This is a genomic window from Rhodoplanes sp. Z2-YC6860 (genome assembly GCF_001579845.1).
Lineage (GTDB): Bacteria > Pseudomonadota > Alphaproteobacteria > Rhizobiales > Xanthobacteraceae > Z2-YC6860.
In genome coordinates this window covers 1557398-1574369 of sequence record NZ_CP007440.1, presented here as the reverse complement: position 1 = coordinate 1574369, position 16972 = coordinate 1557398, and the positions used below count along the sequence as shown (strand labels likewise).

Below are 16972 nucleotides of genomic sequence, written 5' to 3'. Positions count from 1 at the left end.
GAGCTACGCCGCCTCGACCACACAGGCCTGCGCCTGATCGTCGAAGGCCTCGCACATGCGGCGCGCCTTCACCCAGTTGTCGGGCGTCAGCACGTCGGCGGTCTTGCCCCAGGCCACAGGCTCGCGCGCGAGCAGCAGCGTCTCGGGGAAGTGCGCCTTCACCAGTTCGAGATCGTGCAGCGCAGTCAGGATGGTGCGCTGCTCGCCGTGCCAGCGCCGGATCAGTTCGACGAGATCGGAGCAGGTCTTGGCGTCGATGGCGTTGAACGGCTCGTCGAGCACGATGACGCGCGCATCCTGCAGCAGCAGCCGCGCGAACAGCATGCGCTGCATCTGGCCGCCCGACAGCGTGCCGATGGGCCGCTGCTCGAAGCCGGTGAGGCCGACAGCGGCAATCGCGTGCTCGACCGTGTCGCGATCCTTGCGGCCGATGCCGCCGAACAGCCCCTTGCTGCGCCACAGCCCCATTGCCACGAGGTCGTAGACGCTGATCGGGAAGCTCCGGTCGATCTCCGCGATCTGCGGCAGATAGGCGATGTCCTGCGGCGCGACGCCGTTGCGCTCGATGCGGCCGGCCAGCGGCTTGATGACGCCGACCACGCCCTTGAACAGCGTCGACTTGCCGGCACCGTTCGGCCCGACCACCGCGACGAGCGCGCCGGGCTCTACTGCTCCGTCGAGATGGTGCACCGCCGGGTGGCGGTCATAGCCGAGCGTGAGGTTGCGGAATTGAAGTTGCGCGGTCATCGGCGCCTCACCGCATCGCCCAGAACGCCGAAGCCCACAGCAGCGCGATCATCGCCGCCGCGAAGGCGAGCCGCTCAAGCGCCGACATCCGCAGGATCGACGGCCGCACCGTGGCCGGCGGGTGCGCGTGACCCGGGTCGTGGTGATGATGGTGGCCATGGTCGTGATGATGGTGGTCGCTCATACGGAATGTTATAATATAACATATCGTCGGTTGCCAGACCTCCTAAGTGGTTTATGTTGCGAGGGAATTGCCTGACGACGGCCTGGCCGATGCTGGGTAAGCCAAGACTTTCCTGAGTGGAGTGAGACTCTGATGGACGGATCAGGGCTCTGCTTGGCGGACTAAGATGCTGAAGTCTCAAGACATCTCACGAAACACAGGCCGGGTGCGGCAATGGCGGATGACAACAAAAACCGGGTGATCGCCATCGGCGAGGTGATGGTGGAGCTCGCCCGCGGCGGCGACGGCCGGTTCGCCATGTCCTGCGGCGGCGACACCTTCAACACCGCGGTTTATCTCGCTCGCGCCGGTATTGAGGTGTCGTATGCGACTGCGCTCGGCGACGATCCGTACTCCGACAGCATCGTCGCGATGGCGGCGGCCGAGAACGTGAAGACCGACCTGACGCTGCGCGTGCCTGGGCGTCTCCCCGGCCTATACATGATCGAGACGGATCCGAAAGGCGAGCGGCGCTTCCGCTATTGGCGCGGCGAGGCGCCGGCGCGCGAGCTGTTCGAGCTGCCGGACTGGAACAGGGTCGCCGAGGCTCTCGTCGGCGCCAAGCTGATCTACTTCTCCGGCGTCACGCTGTCGCTTTATTCGAACATCGGGCTCGGCCGGCTGCTCGCCGTTCTCGAGCTCGCGCGTCAGAAGGGCACCAAGGTCGCCTTCGACTGCAACTTCCGGCCTTATGGCTGGAAGGGCGATCTGCCGCGCACCCGCACCGTGTTCATGGAAGCGCTCAAGCGCGTCGACTATGCGCTGCCGACCTTCGATGACGAGGCCGTGCTGTGGGGCGATCCGAGCCCGGAGGCCACTGTCGCGCGCATGCAGGCCTTCGGCATCGCCGAGATCGTGGTGAAGAACGGGCCGAACAGCGCGCTGGTCGCGGTCAGCGGCCAGGAGGAGCACGTGCCGGTGCCGGAAGTCGTCGAGGCGGTCGACACCACGGCGGCCGGCGACAGCTTCAACGCCGGCTATCTGGCGGCGCGGCTCAACGGCGAGAGCCCGGCGCAGGCGGCGCTGGCCGGCCACACGCTCGCGGCTCAGAAGGTGCGCTATCGCGGCGCGATCATGCCGCGCGACAACGGCGCCGTGCATTAGAGCGTGATAATCGTAACTCGTGCGACGTCGGCGGTGCCTTCCCTCCCCGCGAGGGCAGGGATGAGACCGCCGATCTCGCTGGCGATTCAATCTCAACGAACGTGCTTTAGTTCGCGACGCCAGCTCCGCGAACCCGGTCGATGATCGCGAGCGCGTTCGGCGGCGCATTGCGGCCGCGCCAGGCGACGTGTCCGTCGGGTCGCACCAGCACCAGCGGCTGCTCGTAGATCTCGGCTGCTTCGGCATCGTCGATCGTGACCGTGCGCAGCGGCACATTGCGCGCTTTGGCGGCGTCCGCAATCTCTGTGCCGTCCGGCGCGTCGCGACCCAGCCGCACCAGCACGTGGCTGCGTCCGTAAAGATCGAGCATCGAGCTGCCATCCTTGAGCGCGACATGCGGCGCGCGTGAACCGGGCCGCGCGGAGGCAACAAATTTCTCCGGATCGTCGAGCACCGGCGGCGTGCCGTCCGGCACGATGATCGGCGAATCCTCATAGCGATAGCCGAGCTGCAAGCCGATGGTGCGGAACATGCGGCCGACCTCGCGAACGAGCTCCGGGCCGATGGCTGTGCGCAGCGCGCGACCTTCGTCGGTGTCGTCCTCGATTGCGGCGAAGCCGTTGTGGAATTTTCCGTGAGAGAGATGAAAGCCTGCGGTGTTGTTGATGGCGCGCACCCCGATCGGCTGCCGCTCGGCCGTGTAGCTCGAAAGCAGATGCGGCCCGCCCCAGCCCTGCGTGACCGCCGCAAGCTTCCAGCCGAGATCGACCACGTCGCCGATGCCGGTGTTCATGCCCATGGCGCCGGTCGGCGAAAGCTGGTGGACCGCGTCGCCGGCGAGGAACACGCGGCCTTTGGAATACTCGGTCGCGACGAGACTCCGCCGCGACCAGATGCTGCAACCGAGCCACTCGACATCGAACGGCTTGCCGACCGCGCGGCGAATAAGTTGATCCTTGTCGATCGTCTCCGGCGTCTGCTTGCCGTCGCTCTCGATCACCATCAGCCGCCACATCGCGTTGACCGGATCGACCACGCGGATGTTGGCCCACAGACCGCCGCGATCGATGGCGAGAAAGAACGTGCCCTCGGCTTTGCCGACGCGTTTCAGGAAATCCGGCGCGCGGAAGAACAGATGCACCGGATGGCCGAGCGTGCCCTGCCCCGTGAGCTCGATGCCGAGCTTCCCGCGGATTTCGCTGGTCGCGCCGTCACAACCGACCAGATAGTCGGCCTCGATACGCTCGCGCCGGCCACTGTCGAGATCAACGATCTCGGCGATAACGCCCGAGCCGGTATCCTCGAACGATTCCAGCCGGGTGCGATGCCTGATCTCGACGCCCGGATGCGTCAAGGCGAAATTCCGCAAGATCGGGTCGAACCACATCTGCGAGCAGGTCTGCAGCCGCATCGGGCTCCATGACTCTGGCTTGAGGCCCGCAACGGCAGGCCGCGGGATGCGGCCGAGCTCGTAGCCGGTGAAGCTCGTGACGAACACGGCATCGCGCGCGTGATCGCGCGGAAACGGCGCGTTGTGCACGTGGTCGGCGATGCCCCAACGCCGGCAGAACTCCATGGTGCGGACGTTCACCTCATTCATCTTCGGCGTGACGATGCTGCCGTCGGTCTGCTCGACCAGCAGACACGGCACGCCGCGCCAGCCAAGATCGGCCGCAAGCGCGAGCCCGACCGGCCCGCCACCGACGATCAGAACAGGAACTCTTCGTGCTGCCATTGCTTCAATCGATCTTGATGTTCGCGGCTTTGGCAACCGCCTGCCATTTGTTGAAGTCGCCCGCGATCGACGCGCCGAAGTCCTCCGGCGAGGCCACAACGGGCACGGCGCCCATTCGCGTGATGCTGTCCTGCATTTCGGCCGTCTTCAGGCCATCGTTGATCGCCCTGTTGAGCGTGCCGATGACAGCGCCGGGCGTGCCGGCCGGCGCGACAACGCCGAAGAACGTGGTGACCTCATAGCCCGGCACGCCGGCTTCGATCATGGTCGGGATGTCGGGCGCGAGCGAGCTTCTGGTCGCACTGGTCACCGCGAGCGCCCGAAGCTTGCCGTCGCGGATCAGCGGCAACAGCACAGCGACATTCTCGAAGGTGAGCTGCACCGACTGCGTCAGCACCGCGGTCACAGATTCCTGGCCGCCGCGATAGGCCACACCGACGAGACTCGTGCCGGTGCTTTGCATGAACAATTCGCCGGCCAGATTGGTGAGATGACCCGGACCGACATGCGCGTAGTTCAGCTTGCCGGGATTGGCCTTGGCGTATGCGATGAGATCCTTCGCGGACATCCATGGCGATGACGGGTGCACAACCAGGATCTGGAAGCTGTCCATGAACTTCGCGACCGGCGTGAAGTCCTTCGCGGGATCGACACCGGCGCGGCTCGATATCGCGGGCAGGACCGCAAGCTGCGCGCCGCCGGCTGAGAGCAGCGTGTATCCGTCGGCCGGCGCCTTGGCGGCCTCCCGCAATCCGATTGCACCGCCCGCGCCGGGCCTGTAATCAAGAACGACCGGCTGTCCGAGCCGCTGCGGCAGGATTTGCGACGCGAGCCGTCCCGCGAGCTCCGCCGGCGACCCAGGGCCGGACGGCACAACCATTCTGATCGACTGAGACGGGTAGGATTGCGCCCACACCGGAGCGAACGCGATCATGCTCGCGCACGCGATGACGACGCCAGAGACAAGCCAATGCCCCATCCTCATGCGGCCCTCCCCGGTTCGAGCCTATTTTGTCCGGAGGATAGAAAATGCGATCCGCCTGCGCCACCGGCATGTGCTCATAAAATCTTCTAGCTATTGACCTGGATCCAAATCACACTGCGATCCGATCAAGGCCATGGCGTTTCGCCGTCCGCATGCTGCAGGTCAAGAACGTTTTCAAAACCTTCGAGGGCGGGCGTGGCTCGCTCGAAGTTCTGCGCGACATCTGCTTCACGGTCGGCACCGGCGAATTCGTTTCGATTATCGGACCAAGCGGCTGCGGCAAGACCACGTTGTTGCGCATCCTGCACGGCCTCGAGTCGACCACCGGCGGTGAAGTCTCGGTTTCAGGAAAGCGCGTGAAAGCGCCCTCGCCATCGAGCGCGATCGTCTTTCAGCAATTCAACCTGTTTCCCTGGCTCACCGTCGCACGAAACATCTCCTTCGGGCTCGAGGTGGCAAAGCTCCCAGTCGCGCAATGCACGGAACGGACGAACCGCTTCGTGCGTCTCGTGGGCCTCGAGGGGTTTTCCGACCACTATCCGCATGAGCTCTCCGGCGGCATGCAGCAGCGCGTCGGTCTCGCCCGCGCACTCGCGCTCGACCCCGATGTGCTGCTGCTGGACGAACCGTTCGGGGCACTCGACGCCATCACCCGCGAGCAGCTCCAGCGCGAGATTTCCGTCATTCTGGCGCAGGCGCCCAAGACCGTCGTTTTCATCACTCACAACATGGACGAGGCGATCTTCTTCTCCGACCGCATTCTCGTGATGGGGACGCGGCCAGGCCGCATCGTGGAAGAGGTCCGAGTCGATCTTCCTCGCCCGCGTGAGGCAGACGCGGTGCGCGCGAGCCGCCAGTTCGCCACCCTGCGCGAACACCTGTGGTCACTGCTCTCGCAGGGAGATAAAGCCGCATGACCCGGGCGAAGGGCCGGCGCAAGGATCTGCTCATCCAGGTGGCAACTCATGCCAGCGTGCTGATCGCCTGGGAGCTGCTGTCTCGCTTTGTCATCCCGCCGCAGTTTCTGCCACCGCCCAGCGCGATAGCCGCAGCCTTCGTAACCACGGCCCGCTCCGGGGAACTGCCGCGCCAACTCCTGCAAACAGCGAATGTGCTGCTCCTCGGGTTCGGCCTGGCGATCGTGACGGGCATGGCGCTCGGTATCGCCATGGGCATGTTCAAGCCGCTGCGCCGCGTGCTCGACCCGTATGTCAATGCATTCTACGCCATGCCAACGGTCGCGATGGTTCCGCTGGTCATCATCTGGCTGGGTTTAGGATTCCAAGCCAAAGTTTTTCTGACCTGGTTGGTTTCGGTCTTCCCCGTCGTCATCAATACGCAGATCGGCGTGATGAACGTGCCGCCTGCCTTTATTGAAACGGCCCGCGCGTTCGGCTGCGACCGATGGCAGTTATTCCGGCGCGTGATCCTGCAGGCTGCGATCCCGTTCCTCATTGCCGGCATCCGTCTGGCGTTGGGCCGCGCACTGGTCGGGGTGGTGGTCGCCGAGATGTTCACGGCATTGACCGGCCTTGGCTCGATGATCGTGTTTTACGGAAACACGTTCCGCACCGCTGAACTGTTCGTGCCCATGGTGGTTCTGGCGGTTCTCAGCATTGCGCTCACCAATCTCATCTACCGAATAGAACGGTGGATCGCACCCTGGCGGCAGCTACAGGGATAGATCGACCGGACAGGACGCCATAGCATTGGAGCTGCAACGGATGAGCCAGGTCGTCCGTGATGGTTTTCCGCGTTGAATGGACCGGAGCCGACGCGATGTCGAAACGCGCCTTTGTTTTCGTCCTGCTGAACCTGCTCATCGGCCTGACGGCGCCGGCCCATGCTCAGGCGCCGTTCAAGCTTCGCATCGCGTCGGTCAATTCACCGCCTTCGATGCATACGCTGTACATGCGCGTCGCCCAGGAAGAGGGCATCTACAAACGCAACGGGCTCGATGTTGACGAGGTCATTTCGCTCACCTCCGGCCCGCTGATGACACAGGCATTGGCGTCGGGCCATGTCGACGTCGGCGACACCGACGCCGAAGGCGTGCTGAACGCCGTGGCTTCCGGATTTCACCTCGCCGTCGTGGCGGCGCCGTCGCAGCATTTGTCGTATGTCGTCATGGTCCAACCCGATATCAAAACGTTGAAGGACCTGGCGGGCCAGCCGTTCGCGATCTCGCGCCCCGGGGCGCAGTCCCAGTATCTGCTTTTTCCGCTCTTGGACGAAGCTGGCGTGGCGCGCAATGCGGTGACCTGGGTCCCGATCGGCGGACCGAGTCAGCGCCGGCTCGCTCTCACCAACAACAGGGTCAAGGGTGCACTGTTGCACCTGGACTATGCGCTGGCGGCCAAGCGCGACAGCAACGTCGTTCAGCTCGATCGCGTGGCGCGCGACAACCCCGACTATCCGCATCAGATGCTGGTGGTGCGCAAGGAGCTGATCGAGAAGCACCCCGATGTCGTCACGGCCGTGACTCGTTCGATCATCGAAGCCTGCCGCTTCATGGTGGCAAACCGCGAGCGTACGATCGACATCTACATGAAGGCCTCCGGCGAGACGGACCGAAATCTGGTCAGTGCCGGCTACGACGCGCTGCTGTCGATCCACGGCTTTGGCGTGAACGGAGGCATGACGCGCAAAGGCCTCGAAGTTGTCAGCAAACTGGCCGTCGAAAACGGCGCCAAATCGATTCCCATCGAGTCCTGGTCCGACTTCCGGTTCCAGGAGGAAGCGCTAAAGCAGATCGGACGGGTCGCCGAATGAGCGCCAAAGCGACGGATGCCATCTCACAACGGATAGTCAACGAGACAGCTGATTGCGGCATATCGCTGATTGCAAGCCTGCCGGACGGCTGGATTACCAACCTGATCACGCACTACGACCGGGACAAACGGTTCCGGCATGTCGCCGTGAACCGAGAGGAGTCGGCGATCGGATTGTGCTCCGGCGCATTCTTCAGCGGGCTTGGGACATTCGCGCTGATGGGAGCGTCGGGCTTTCTGACCTGCATCTATGCGATCACCAAGATCAATTACACCTACCAGATCCCGCTCCTGATCGGCATCACGCTGCGCGGCCGGCCAGGCGACGGCGCCAAATTTCACCAGTCCAACGGGCTCTATCTGGAGCAGGTGATCCAGGCGATCGATATACCGTTCGTGCCGGTCGAAACGGCCGACGACATCCCGCGCATCGGAACTGCGTGCCGCCACAGCCGCGTCATGTCGCGGCCGGTGGTCGTCGGATTCACGCGCGAAATGTTGCGGGGCGAGGCCTGAGATGAATTTCGAAGCTTGCTTTCGACTGCTCGCCGAACGACTGAAGGACGAGATCATCGTCACCTCCGCCGGCAACAGCTCCGAATTGTGGTGGGACATCACGCACGAGACGGAGCGGGTGTTCTACCTCGAGGCGTCGATGAGCCTCGCGTCGGTATTTGCGGCCGGCATCGCGCTTGGCACCGAGCGCACGGTGGTAGCCTTCAATGGCGACGGCGCGTTTTGCATGAACCCCGGAATGCTGCTCGTCGAACGTCAATTGTCGCTGTCCAATCTCAAACATTTCGTGATCTCGAATCGGGTCTATGGCTCGACCAACGATCTCGGTCATCCGTTCGGCGAACTCATGGACTACGCCGCGATGGCGAAAGCCTCCGGCATCGAGCGCGTCTATGATTTTTCCACGCTGGAAGGCCTTGGCCAGGGCCTCAACGACATGATCAAGGTTCCGGGCCACGCCTTCGCGGTGCTGCATGTCGACCCGCTGGGGCGCCACCTGCCTTCGCCTCCGCTCGACGGCCCCGAGGTCAAATTTCGCTTCGGCCGCTATCTCGAACGCACCGGCGGACGGCCGGTGTTCGACACGCCACTCCATCCGAAATAACCATCGCAGGAGGCCCGGATGACCGATGTCGTGCTGTGGGAGCGCCAACTTCCGCGCAACACGGGTTTCGTGTTCGATCTGAAGAAGGGACAATCCGTTCGCATCACGTCTCAGACCATCATCGATTTCGTCTGCTTCAATCGCGACAATCTGCGCGAGCGCTTCGACCAGGCCAGGACCAAGGCGAACCAGCGAAAGGTTTTCCTGACCGCCGGAGACAGTCTGGTGTCAAAGCTCAACAACACGATGATGACCATCGTCGAAGATACCTTCAAGGAAGGACACCACGACCTGCAGGAAGGCATGTGCAGCCGCAAGCGGCACGAATTGGCGGCCAAGCGAGGCGTGTGGGAAGCAACCTACGGCCGTCCCTTGTCGGAAATGCCGACACATGGCTGCACGGAAAATCTCAGCGGCGTTCTGGCGCCCTACGGGATCGCGCTGGAAGACGTCCCCAGTCCATTCAACATTTTCCAGGACATGATCATTCGCGAGAAGACCGGTGTCCTCGAACACTCGCCCATTCGACCGAAGCCGCCCGGCGCTCACGTCACCTTGCGTGCAGAGATGGACCTGTTGGCGGCGCTCAGCACGTGTCCCGACGTCTCGGTTGGGGGAACCACCGGCGCGACAGTCGCGATCCTGGACGCGGCGCAGGGCTGAAAGCCGCTAACCACCAGCCTGCGCCGCCAGGCAGCGCCGCATCACGGCTTGCCGAGCAGCAATGCACCCAACGCGACCAGGAACGGGATCGGCAGCGACGCCAGCACGCGGATCCAGACGAGCCGCGGCGGCATCACCGGCAACTCCCACAGGAACACCCGCTGGATGGCGTAGAGCGCCCAGGCGATCGTGTAGGAGAGCACTTGCGGCGCGCCGGCGCCGCCCTTCAGCGCGGCCGCGCCGATCGAGAAGCCGACCACCGGTCCGCCGGGCGTGAGGGAGCCTGCAATCGCGGCAATGAGGATACCGGTCACGCCGGAGTCGGCGCCGAACCAATGGCCCATCACATCCTGCGGCAGGAGCGCCGCGATGTAACCCGAGCCGACCACGCCGAGCATGACGCGCGGAATGAGCCGCACGCAGTCCATCGTGCCTTCGGCCACGCAGTCGCGGAACACCTTGCGGCTCCGTGACGCGGCGACGAGACCGAGCACGACGGCAATGACCCAGAGAAGCCCATCGACGAAAAAAATCATTCGGCGGCTCCCTTGCGAGTCCACCGCTCGACCACCGCGCGCGCCAAAAGGCCCGCGATGAACGGCATCGGCAGCGCGATGAGGTAGCGCCAGAATACGAACTCGCCGCCGAAGAACGGCAGCTCCCAGACCAGCACCCGGGCGTAGCCCAGCAGCGTCCAGCTGGTGATGAACGCGATCGCGGCGCCGGTGTCGGCGCCGATGGCGACGAAGGCCGCGGCGATCGGAAAGATCGTGATCGGTCCGCCCGGGCAGATGATGCCGGCGAGCGTTGCGATGACGATGCCGAGCACACCGGACTCCGCGCCGACCCAGCGCAGCACCACCTCGCGCGGCATCAGCACGGCGACGAAGGCCGCGATCAGGCAGGCGGCCAGCACCTTCGGCAGGACGTCGATGAACAGACCGACGTCGCCGAACAGGATTTCCAGAAACCGCGCCTGGCCGTCACGCCAATAAACCACGGCCGCGGACACCACCACCGCGAGGCCCACGGCGGCGGACGACCAGTCAAAGGCTTTGCGCTTGACGCGCTTGAGCGGAGCTTCTGATGGCAACGGAGCGGTTCGGATGATGCGAGAACACGCTCATCCAGATCACTTGCTCAATGCTCTGGCAAGCGCGTCATGCACGAAGCGCCACCGCGGCGGCCGCGCGAGCCGTGATCCCGCTGAAATCGCCCGCGGCAATCGCTTGTGCCGAGGCCACCCAGGAGCCGCCGACCGCCACCACGTTCCGCAGAGCGAGATAATCCGCCGCATTGCCGCCGTTGATGCCGCCGGTCGGACAGAACCGGATGTGCGGCAATGGCTCGGCAACCGATTTCAGCCAGCGCGCGCCGCCGGATTGTTCTGCCGGGAAGAACTTCAGCACCGGAAACCCGAGCGCCGCGAGCGTCATGGATTCGCTCACAGTGGCGCAACCGGGCATCGCCGGAATAGGTGCTTCGCTCAGCGCTGGCGCGAGACCTGCCGGAGTTCCCGGCGTGACCAGGAAATGTGCGCCGGCATCGACCGCTCGCGTGACGTCGTGCGGCTTAAGCAATGTCCCGGCACCGACGATCAGATCGGGGACTTCGGCGACGACGGCGCGAATGGCATCGAGCGCCGCTGGCGTCCGAAGCGTGATCTCGACAATCCGCAAGCCGCCCGCAAGCAACGCACGCGCGAGCCGAACCGCATCGCGCGCGTTTTCGATGGTGATCACCGGAATGACCGGGCTGACGATCAGCGGCGTCGGGTCCGAAAGCGACATTCATCCATTTGGGACCGGGCCGCCGGCATCCGCAAGCCTGCCGCGCGCAAGAACACCGCGCCGCAAAAAATTGGCGGGACCGGCGATACGCTTCCGGTCCCGCCAGGATTACCCCGCCGCTTCACTCACCTATTCGGCGGGGACCGGAGAATGCGCTTCTTCGGCTGGGGAACCTGCAAACTCGATGGCTGGCGCACGACTGAGCGCATAGAGGAAGGCTGCGACAAGCGCATAGGCCGCGGCGACCGAAGGCGTCACCGCGATGCCGACCTGTTCGCCGTGCATGAAGCCAAAGAACGTCAGCACTGCGCCGGCCGCCGCGAAGTACGACGCCTTGTCGAACTGCCGGTCGATGATGAACGCGCCGATGGCGCCAAGTACCATGCCACCGAGGATCGCTCCCGAGCCCAGCAATTCGAGCCCGTGGTAGAGCACGCCGACCTGGCCGAGCTTGTCGAGCCCGACGGTCGCGGCGTTGGTGCCGGCCGCGCCAAGCGAGCTGTCGATCAGGAGCTTGCCCCAGGCCGCGATGTTCGGGATCAATGCCAGCACCACCGCGGGCGCGTGGCGGTGCGGTGTCTCCTGGAACGCCTGCGCGCCGATCAACATCCCGATGTACAGCAGGATCGGCGAGATCGCGACCAGCGGGATCAGCGACGACATCACCGCGATGATGCCGAACCACGACAATACGACCACCATCAGGCCGGTCGCGGCCGAATAGCCGATGCGGCCGCCCATCGCCTTCCAGCCGGGATGGCCGATATAGACCGCGTTGATGAAGGGGTTACCCATCAGGCAGCCGATCAAGCTGACGACTCCGTCCGCGGTGAGAACCCGCGTCGTCGGATAGGCATCACCCCCCGCTTCCGCGCTCTCGACGTTGTCCATCGCCTCGACGAGATCGTAGATGCCGAAAGGAATGGCGGTGACGAGGATCACGCCGAGAAACTCGAAGCCGGAGAACACCGTACCGACAGCGGGCAGCGGTACCGAGAATCCGAAGGTCGAAAATGCATCGGTCAGCCCCTTGAGGCTCATTCCACCGGTGCCGATGCCGACCGCGGTCGATGCCCAGGCGATCAGCATGCCGGCGGCGATCGCCACCAGGCCCGCCGGAATGGCCTTCGGATATTTGGTGCCGCCCAGCCAGCTGGCCAGGATCACGGCAAAGCACACCAGGCCGATCACCGGCGTCATGAACATTTCGAGCGCCGGCCGCATCGAGATGAATGTGATCGAGACGCCGGCGAGTGCACCGAGCAGCGCCGCACGCGGCGTGATCCTGCGGATGTACGGCGCGACAAAGCCGCCGATCATCAGAATGAAGCTCTGGAAGAACACCCAGACGAGGCCTGCCGACCAGCCCTTCAGCGGGTCGCCGGTCTTGATCGTGATCGGCAGCATGATCACGAAGGTGACCACGAACATGTGCGGCACGCTCACGCCCGAGGGCAGCGCGCACACATCGGTGCGGCCGGTCTTGAGCGCGAGGCGATAGGCCAGGAATGCGTAGTAGAACGTGGAGAGGCACATCATCAGCCCGAGCGCGGGGAGGATGCGGCCGAACACCAGAGAGTCCGGCATCTTCAGCACGAAGCGAAGCAGGCCCGTCAACACCAGCATGTTGACCAGGATGTTGGTGCCGAAACCGAAGAACGCGTTCCAGTCGCTCGGCACCCACAGCGCGGGCCGTTGTGCGGTCGTCGTTGCCATCAGCCGCTCCTTCTTCTCGAAGAATCGATGGGCGAAACTGGTGAACCGGCAGAAGACCCGACTTGTCTAAGAGGGAACGGAGCCGAACGTCGCGATGGTGGTGTCTGCCGGGTTATGACCCCACACAACTGACGTCCGGCTCCGCATCACGTCGGCCTCAGAACGTGAAGCCAATGCCGGTGTTGCCGACCACGACATCCTTGTGCGCGCTGCTGAAGTTCGGAGCAGCGCCGGTGATGACCTGCGAGGCGAGCAGCGCGTCGTTCGAGATGTGGTAGTACTGCACGCCGGCCTTGATGTACCAGCTGCCGAGCCGGGTCGGCACGACACCGGCGAGCGAGTAGCGCGCCTGCAAACCGGTCGACACGAGGCCGAGGTTGTCGGTGCCGCACGGCAGGTTCTGCGTGGCGCCGCAGAGGTTCGTCGTGCCGTCGTTGCGGTTGTAGTAGCTCGACGGCGCGACGGCGACCCAGGTCGGGATCGTGAACGTGAGCGGAATGCCCCAGTACTTCTGCATGCTCCAGGACGGCGCGACACCGACCTCGAAGCGATAACCGTCAGAGGTTTTGCCGAGCACGACCGCCGAACCGCCATGATGGGTCCAGAACAGCTTCACGGTCGGATTCCAGGCGAACGGGAACAGACCGAGCTTGGAGTCGTCATAGGCCAGGATGAAGTAGTAGTTCTGCAGATCGCTGCCGCCGCTTGGGAAAACGAAGTCCAGCTTCTGAGCCGTGAACTTCCAGTCACGAGCGAAGCCGACCGTGAAGCCGGCCCACCAATCCATTTCCTGCCAGGTCCGGCCGCCCGGAGGCGGCGATGACCAGAACTCGTTCCACACGCCGCCGAACACCGAAACGCTGTTGATGAAGCCGTTCGGATCCTTGTAGATGTCGATCGACAGGCCCACCTCGGGCTGCGAGAGATAGCCGCCGCGCGGATAGATCATCAGACCGCCGGGCGTGATACGCGTCGTCGCGAAGGTGAGATCGAAGTAGCCGTGAACGTCGAGCGGCACGGTCGGCCCGATCACCGGCGCTTTCGCCTTGACGGGCAACAGATCCGCCGCGCTCGCGGACGACGTTACAGACGTTATGGCTCCGAGTGAGATCGCTGCGCCGACAAGCAGCGCAGATGCGGATTTCAGTATCGACATGACAAGGTCCCCTGCCCCGTTTTTTATCCACATCGCCGCTCCCCCTGCGCCGCGCATGCGGACACCCGTTTGCTGCGACGGTTCAGAGCCGCAACATCAAGGACCGGTGCACGACACCGTCAGGCGGTGAAGGACGGGTGCGAACGCACCCGGCACGGTTCCATTACGCAAGCGCCGTGCCAGTTGTCACAAATCGGTGATGCTTGCCCGCTGCCTCAATAGGCGCAGCGACTCGCAAATGAATCCAATAACTTCGAAAAGAGCGGCGCGAAAACGAGCATCGATTTTGGCTTTTTGATCCGCCGCAAAGCTGCCCCAATGTGTGCGGAAGCCGGCGCAGATTGCTCAATGTGAATCCAGCGCAGCAAGCACCTTCGTCGACGGCGTCACCCAGCCGAAGATGCCGCCCTGGGCCTTGATCATCGCAAGGCCCGCTTCGTGGAATTCCGGAAAGTACGACGCGCAGCAATCCGACAGCACGACGCAGCGGAAGCCGCGATCGTTGGCCTCCCGCACCGTGGTGTTGACGCAGACCTCGGTGGTGACGCCGCAGACCAGCAGCGTGTCGATCTCGCGGTTCTTCAGCATCAGCTCCAGGTCGGTCTGGTAGAACGCGCCCTTGCCGGGCTTGTCGATCACCGGCTCGCCCGGCGCCGGATAGAGCTCGGGAATGATGTCGTGGCCCGGCTCGCCGCGCACCAGGATGCGCCCCATCGGGCCGGGCTGGCCGATGCGCAACGACGGCTCGCCGCGCTCCACCTTATGCTTGGGCGCATCCGACAGATCGGGCCGGTGACCTTCGCGGGTGTGGATGATGAGCATGCCGGACTTCCGCGCCGCGGCGAGCATCGTTTGCAACGGCGCCACCGCGGCTTTCAGCAAAGCCACGTTGTTGCCGAGCGTCTCACCGAAGCCTCCGGACTCCAGGAAATCGCGCTGCATGTCGATGATGACGAGGGCCGCATGGTCGAGTTCGACCACCACCGTGGAGGGCTCGGCTTCGATGCGTTTGACGGCCATGCCCTTCGACCTCTCGTTCTTTGAAACCTGGTCAACTTGCAAAAATGGACAACGTGCAAAAAAGGTGCCGTTGACCGGGCCTCAGGTTGACCGGGCATGCTCCCGCCAGTAGTTTTTGCGCCGATGGGAATGGGGTTCTCCCGATAACCGCCCGGCGAACAGACAATCCAGGTTCGTTGCGCTGATGACTCCTACCGCTGAAACCATGGCGGTGGGACTCTGTCCGCAGGCCGCCGCAGGGCGGCTTTTTTGTTGCCCTGGCCGACAAAGGAAGGACGACGACGCATGAATTTCCTCGGCTCGAATCTCGTGGCGGGCTTCGCCATCGTGTTTCTCGGCGGCGGCATCGGCGCCGCCACCCGCCACGGCTTCAATCTCCTGGGGCTTCGGATGATGGGCCCCGATTTTCCTTATGCGACGATATTCATCAACATCACCGGCTCGATCGTGATGGGGCTCTGCGCGGCCTATTTCGCGTTCAAAGGCGACGCGACGCAGCATTTGCGGCTGTTCATGACCACCGGCATCCTCGGCGGTTACACGACGTTCTCGGCGTTCTCGCTCGACGCGGCCCTGCTCTACGAGCGCGGTCAGCTCGGACTCGCTGCGTTCTATGTGATCGGCTCGGTGGTCATTTCGATCGCGGGCCTGTTCGCAGGCCTCGCCATCGTGCGCAATCTCACCTGAAGTTCAGGGCATGATCCCGAAAAGTGTAAAGCGGTTTTCGGAAAAGATCATGCCCCAACAAGACAAGGAGCGACGGATCTGATTCAACGAAGTTGGGTCAGTTCCTAGCGCTCCATCGGGCGAAGCCCGAGCTTGTCCAGCAGCGCCATGTCGCGGTCGCGGCCGGGATTGGGCGTGGTGAGAAGCTTCGGCCCGTAGAAGATGGAGTTGGCGCCGGCCAGGAAGCAAAGTGCCTGGGTCTCCTCGCTCATGTCCTCGCGTCCGGCGGAGAGCCGCACCACCGACTTCGGCATCGCGATGCGCGCGACCGCGATGGTCTTCACGAACTCCAGCGGATCGAGCTTGCCTGTGCCCGTGAGCGGCGTGCCCTCGACCTGCACCAGCATGTTGATGGGCACGCTTTCCGGATGCACCGGAAGGCTTGCGAGCGCTGCGATCATGCCGGCGCGGTCGTCGGCGCCCTCGCCCATGCCCACGATGCCGCCGCAGCAGACGTTGATGCCGGCCTCGCGCACCGCTTCCAGCGTGTCGAGCCGGTCTTTGTAAGTGCGCGTGGTGATGATCTCGCCGTAGAACTCGGGCGAGGTGTCGAGGTTGTGGTTGTAGTAGTCGAGGCCGCTGCGCTTCAGCCGTTGCGCCTGCGTCTGCGTCAGCATGCCGAGCGTCGCGCAAGTCTCGAGGCCGAGCGCCTTGACGCCTTCGATCATGGCGCAGACGTTCTCGACGTCGCGGTCCTTGGGCTCGCGCCACGCTGCGCCCATGCAGAAGCGGCTCGCGCCACCTGCCTTGGCGGCCTGCGCCTCGGCAAGCACTGCGTCGAGCCGCATCAGCTTCTCGGCTTTGACGCCGGTGTCGTATTTCGCGCTCTGCGGGCAATAGGCGCAGTCCTCCGGGCAGCCGCCGGTCTTGATCGAGAGCAGCGTCGAGATCTGCACCTCGCTCGGATCGAAATGCATGCGGTGGATGCGCTGCGCCTCGAACATCAGTTCGGGAAACGGCAGGTCGAACAGCGCGCGGATCTCGTCGCGGGTCCAGTCGTTGCGGACATGGCCGAGCGGCGCACGGGGAGAAATGGTGTGGGCGAGCGACATGGCCCGACCATAGCGGCGGGTGGGCGTCTTTGAAAGCCGGACTGGTTGTCCCCGCGGTCATTCCGGGGCGCGGGCGAAGCCCGCGAACCCGGAATCCAGAACATCGGGATTCTTAGTTTGTCTGGATTCCGGGTTCGCGCCTTTCGGCGCGACGCGGAATGACC

19 protein-coding genes and 1 riboswitch are annotated in these 16972 nt (G+C 64.2%); of the genes, 8 read left to right on the top strand and 11 right to left on the bottom strand.

Annotated features, from left to right (window positions below; genetic code table 11):
* Positions 1-3: 3 nt before the first annotated feature.
* Together aztA and RHPLAN_RS40095 are read right to left on the bottom strand one after the other, a co-directional pair.
* Complete coding sequence (gene aztA, locus RHPLAN_RS07290; protein WP_068015379.1) at positions 4-747, bottom strand: zinc ABC transporter ATP-binding protein AztA; 744 nt, start codon at positions 745-747, stop codon at positions 4-6.
* Positions 748-754: 7 nt separating this feature from the next.
* Positions 755-931 (bottom strand): hypothetical protein, encoded by a 177-nt coding sequence (locus RHPLAN_RS40095; RefSeq protein WP_198164751.1) that lies wholly within the window; start codon positions 929-931, stop codon positions 755-757.
* A gap of 213 nt (positions 932-1144) precedes the next feature.
* Between RHPLAN_RS40095 and RHPLAN_RS07285 the strand changes: the two genes are divergently transcribed.
* A complete protein-coding gene (locus tag RHPLAN_RS07285) occupies positions 1145-2074 on the top strand; it encodes a sugar kinase (RefSeq protein ID WP_068015376.1) in 930 nt (309 codons plus the stop codon).
* A 106-nt stretch (positions 2075-2180) separates the two neighbouring features.
* On the opposite strand, the gene RHPLAN_RS07280 is transcribed toward RHPLAN_RS07285, so the two are convergent.
* Positions 2181-3809: an FAD-dependent monooxygenase gene (locus RHPLAN_RS07280; protein WP_068015373.1), complete on the bottom strand. Its 1629-nt coding sequence runs from the start codon at positions 3807-3809 to the stop codon at positions 2181-2183.
* A 4-nt stretch (positions 3810-3813) separates the two neighbouring features.
* Entirely contained in the window at positions 3814-4794 is a 981-nt protein-coding gene (locus RHPLAN_RS07275; protein WP_084244473.1) for a Bug family tripartite tricarboxylate transporter substrate binding protein, read from the bottom strand.
* 152 nt (positions 4795-4946) lie between these two features.
* Between RHPLAN_RS07275 and RHPLAN_RS07270 the strand changes: the two genes are divergently transcribed.
* The 6 genes from RHPLAN_RS07270 to RHPLAN_RS07245 all read left to right on the top strand — a co-directional run bounded on the left by RHPLAN_RS07270 (position 4947) and on the right by RHPLAN_RS07245 (position 9348).
* Positions 4947-5711, top strand: a complete 765-nt coding sequence (locus tag RHPLAN_RS07270; RefSeq protein WP_068015369.1) for an ABC transporter ATP-binding protein — start codon at positions 4947-4949, stop codon at positions 5709-5711.
* Positions 5708-6478, top strand: coding sequence for an ABC transporter permease (locus RHPLAN_RS07265; RefSeq protein ID WP_068015366.1), 771 nt, complete (start codon positions 5708-5710; stop codon positions 6476-6478). The genes RHPLAN_RS07270 and RHPLAN_RS07265 overlap by 4 nt, the downstream gene beginning before the upstream one ends.
* A gap of 95 nt (positions 6479-6573) precedes the next feature.
* On the top strand, positions 6574-7566 hold the full coding sequence (locus RHPLAN_RS07260) for an ABC transporter substrate-binding protein (RefSeq protein ID WP_198164750.1): 993 nt from the start codon (positions 6574-6576) through the stop codon (positions 7564-7566).
* Positions 7563-8081, top strand: coding sequence for a hypothetical protein (locus tag RHPLAN_RS07255; RefSeq protein ID WP_068015359.1), 519 nt, complete (start codon positions 7563-7565; stop codon positions 8079-8081). Before RHPLAN_RS07260 ends, RHPLAN_RS07255 begins: the two co-directional genes overlap by 4 nt.
* Before the next feature lies 1 nt (position 8082).
* Complete coding sequence (locus RHPLAN_RS07250; RefSeq protein WP_068015356.1) at positions 8083-8685, top strand: thiamine pyrophosphate-dependent enzyme; 603 nt, start codon at positions 8083-8085, stop codon at positions 8683-8685.
* 18 nt (positions 8686-8703) lie between these two features.
* Positions 8704-9348: a DUF1989 domain-containing protein gene (locus RHPLAN_RS07245; RefSeq protein WP_068015354.1), complete on the top strand. Its 645-nt coding sequence runs from the start codon at positions 8704-8706 to the stop codon at positions 9346-9348.
* A gap of 41 nt (positions 9349-9389) precedes the next feature.
* On the opposite strand, the gene RHPLAN_RS07240 is transcribed toward RHPLAN_RS07245, so the two are convergent.
* The 6 genes from RHPLAN_RS07240 to RHPLAN_RS07215 form a co-directional block, all read right to left on the bottom strand.
* A complete protein-coding gene (locus RHPLAN_RS07240) occupies positions 9390-9884 on the bottom strand; it encodes a hypothetical protein (RefSeq protein ID WP_068015351.1) in 495 nt (164 codons plus the stop codon).
* Positions 9881-10441: a permease gene (locus RHPLAN_RS07235; protein ID WP_068015349.1), complete on the bottom strand. Its 561-nt coding sequence runs from the start codon at positions 10439-10441 to the stop codon at positions 9881-9883. Before RHPLAN_RS07235 ends, RHPLAN_RS07240 begins: the two co-directional genes overlap by 4 nt.
* Before the next feature lie 67 nt (positions 10442-10508).
* Positions 10509-11138: a bifunctional 4-hydroxy-2-oxoglutarate aldolase/2-dehydro-3-deoxy-phosphogluconate aldolase gene (gene eda / locus RHPLAN_RS07230; RefSeq protein ID WP_068015346.1), complete on the bottom strand. Its 630-nt coding sequence runs from the start codon at positions 11136-11138 to the stop codon at positions 10509-10511.
* A 129-nt stretch (positions 11139-11267) separates the two neighbouring features.
* Positions 11268-12854, bottom strand: a complete 1587-nt coding sequence (locus RHPLAN_RS07225) for a regulator (protein ID WP_068015342.1) — start codon at positions 12852-12854, stop codon at positions 11268-11270.
* 157 nt (positions 12855-13011) lie between these two features.
* Positions 13012-14010: a hypothetical protein gene (locus tag RHPLAN_RS07220; RefSeq protein WP_068015339.1), complete on the bottom strand. Its 999-nt coding sequence runs from the start codon at positions 14008-14010 to the stop codon at positions 13012-13014.
* Between the two features lie 345 nt (positions 14011-14355).
* Positions 14356-15030: a cysteine hydrolase family protein gene (locus RHPLAN_RS07215; RefSeq protein ID WP_068015336.1), complete on the bottom strand. Its 675-nt coding sequence runs from the start codon at positions 15028-15030 to the stop codon at positions 14356-14358.
* Positions 15031-15146: 116 nt separating this feature from the next.
* A riboswitch (Fluoride riboswitch) is annotated at positions 15147-15231 on the top strand.
* 84 nt (positions 15232-15315) lie between these two features.
* On the opposite strand from RHPLAN_RS07215, the gene crcB reads away from it, so the two are divergent.
* A complete protein-coding gene (gene crcB, locus RHPLAN_RS07210) occupies positions 15316-15717 on the top strand; it encodes a fluoride efflux transporter CrcB (RefSeq protein WP_068015333.1) in 402 nt (133 codons plus the stop codon).
* Positions 15718-15821: 104 nt separating this feature from the next.
* On the opposite strand, the gene bioB is transcribed toward crcB, so the two are convergent.
* A complete protein-coding gene (gene bioB, locus RHPLAN_RS07205; RefSeq protein WP_068015331.1) occupies positions 15822-16808 on the bottom strand; it encodes a biotin synthase BioB in 987 nt (328 codons plus the stop codon).
* Positions 16809-16972 lie beyond the last annotated feature (164 nt).

What these genes read in the sequence shown, in the direction of transcription:
- aztA (WP_068015379.1), bottom strand. Translation starts at nt 747, where the DNA reads ATGACCGCGCAACTTCAATTCCGCAACCTCACGCTCGGCTATGACCGC.
- RHPLAN_RS40095 (WP_198164751.1), bottom strand. Translation starts at nt 931, where the DNA reads ATGAGCGACCACCATCATCACGACCATGGCCACCATCATCACCACGAC.
- RHPLAN_RS07285 (WP_068015376.1), top strand. Translation starts at nt 1,145, where the DNA reads ATGGCGGATGACAACAAAAACCGGGTGATCGCCATCGGCGAGGTGATG.
- RHPLAN_RS07280 (WP_068015373.1), bottom strand. Translation starts at nt 3,809, where the DNA reads ATGGCAGCACGAAGAGTTCCTGTTCTGATCGTCGGTGGCGGGCCGGTC.
- RHPLAN_RS07275 (WP_084244473.1), bottom strand. Translation starts at nt 4,794, where the DNA reads ATGAGGATGGGGCATTGGCTTGTCTCTGGCGTCGTCATCGCGTGCGCG.
- RHPLAN_RS07270 (WP_068015369.1), top strand. Translation starts at nt 4,947, where the DNA reads ATGCTGCAGGTCAAGAACGTTTTCAAAACCTTCGAGGGCGGGCGTGGC.
- RHPLAN_RS07265 (WP_068015366.1), top strand. Translation starts at nt 5,708, where the DNA reads ATGACCCGGGCGAAGGGCCGGCGCAAGGATCTGCTCATCCAGGTGGCA.
- RHPLAN_RS07260 (WP_198164750.1), top strand. Translation starts at nt 6,574, where the DNA reads ATGTCGAAACGCGCCTTTGTTTTCGTCCTGCTGAACCTGCTCATCGGC.
- RHPLAN_RS07255 (WP_068015359.1), top strand. Translation starts at nt 7,563, where the DNA reads ATGAGCGCCAAAGCGACGGATGCCATCTCACAACGGATAGTCAACGAG.
- RHPLAN_RS07250 (WP_068015356.1), top strand. Translation starts at nt 8,083, where the DNA reads ATGAATTTCGAAGCTTGCTTTCGACTGCTCGCCGAACGACTGAAGGAC.
- RHPLAN_RS07245 (WP_068015354.1), top strand. Translation starts at nt 8,704, where the DNA reads ATGACCGATGTCGTGCTGTGGGAGCGCCAACTTCCGCGCAACACGGGT.
- RHPLAN_RS07240 (WP_068015351.1), bottom strand. Translation starts at nt 9,884, where the DNA reads ATGATTTTTTTCGTCGATGGGCTTCTCTGGGTCATTGCCGTCGTGCTC.
- eda (WP_068015346.1), bottom strand. Translation starts at nt 11,138, where the DNA reads ATGTCGCTTTCGGACCCGACGCCGCTGATCGTCAGCCCGGTCATTCCG.
- RHPLAN_RS07225 (WP_068015342.1), bottom strand. Translation starts at nt 12,854, where the DNA reads ATGGCAACGACGACCGCACAACGGCCCGCGCTGTGGGTGCCGAGCGAC.
- RHPLAN_RS07220 (WP_068015339.1), bottom strand. Translation starts at nt 14,010, where the DNA reads ATGTCGATACTGAAATCCGCATCTGCGCTGCTTGTCGGCGCAGCGATC.
- RHPLAN_RS07215 (WP_068015336.1), bottom strand. Translation starts at nt 15,030, where the DNA reads ATGGCCGTCAAACGCATCGAAGCCGAGCCCTCCACGGTGGTGGTCGAA.
- crcB (WP_068015333.1), top strand. Translation starts at nt 15,316, where the DNA reads ATGAATTTCCTCGGCTCGAATCTCGTGGCGGGCTTCGCCATCGTGTTT.
- bioB (WP_068015331.1), bottom strand. Translation starts at nt 16,808, where the DNA reads ATGTCGCTCGCCCACACCATTTCTCCCCGTGCGCCGCTCGGCCATGTC.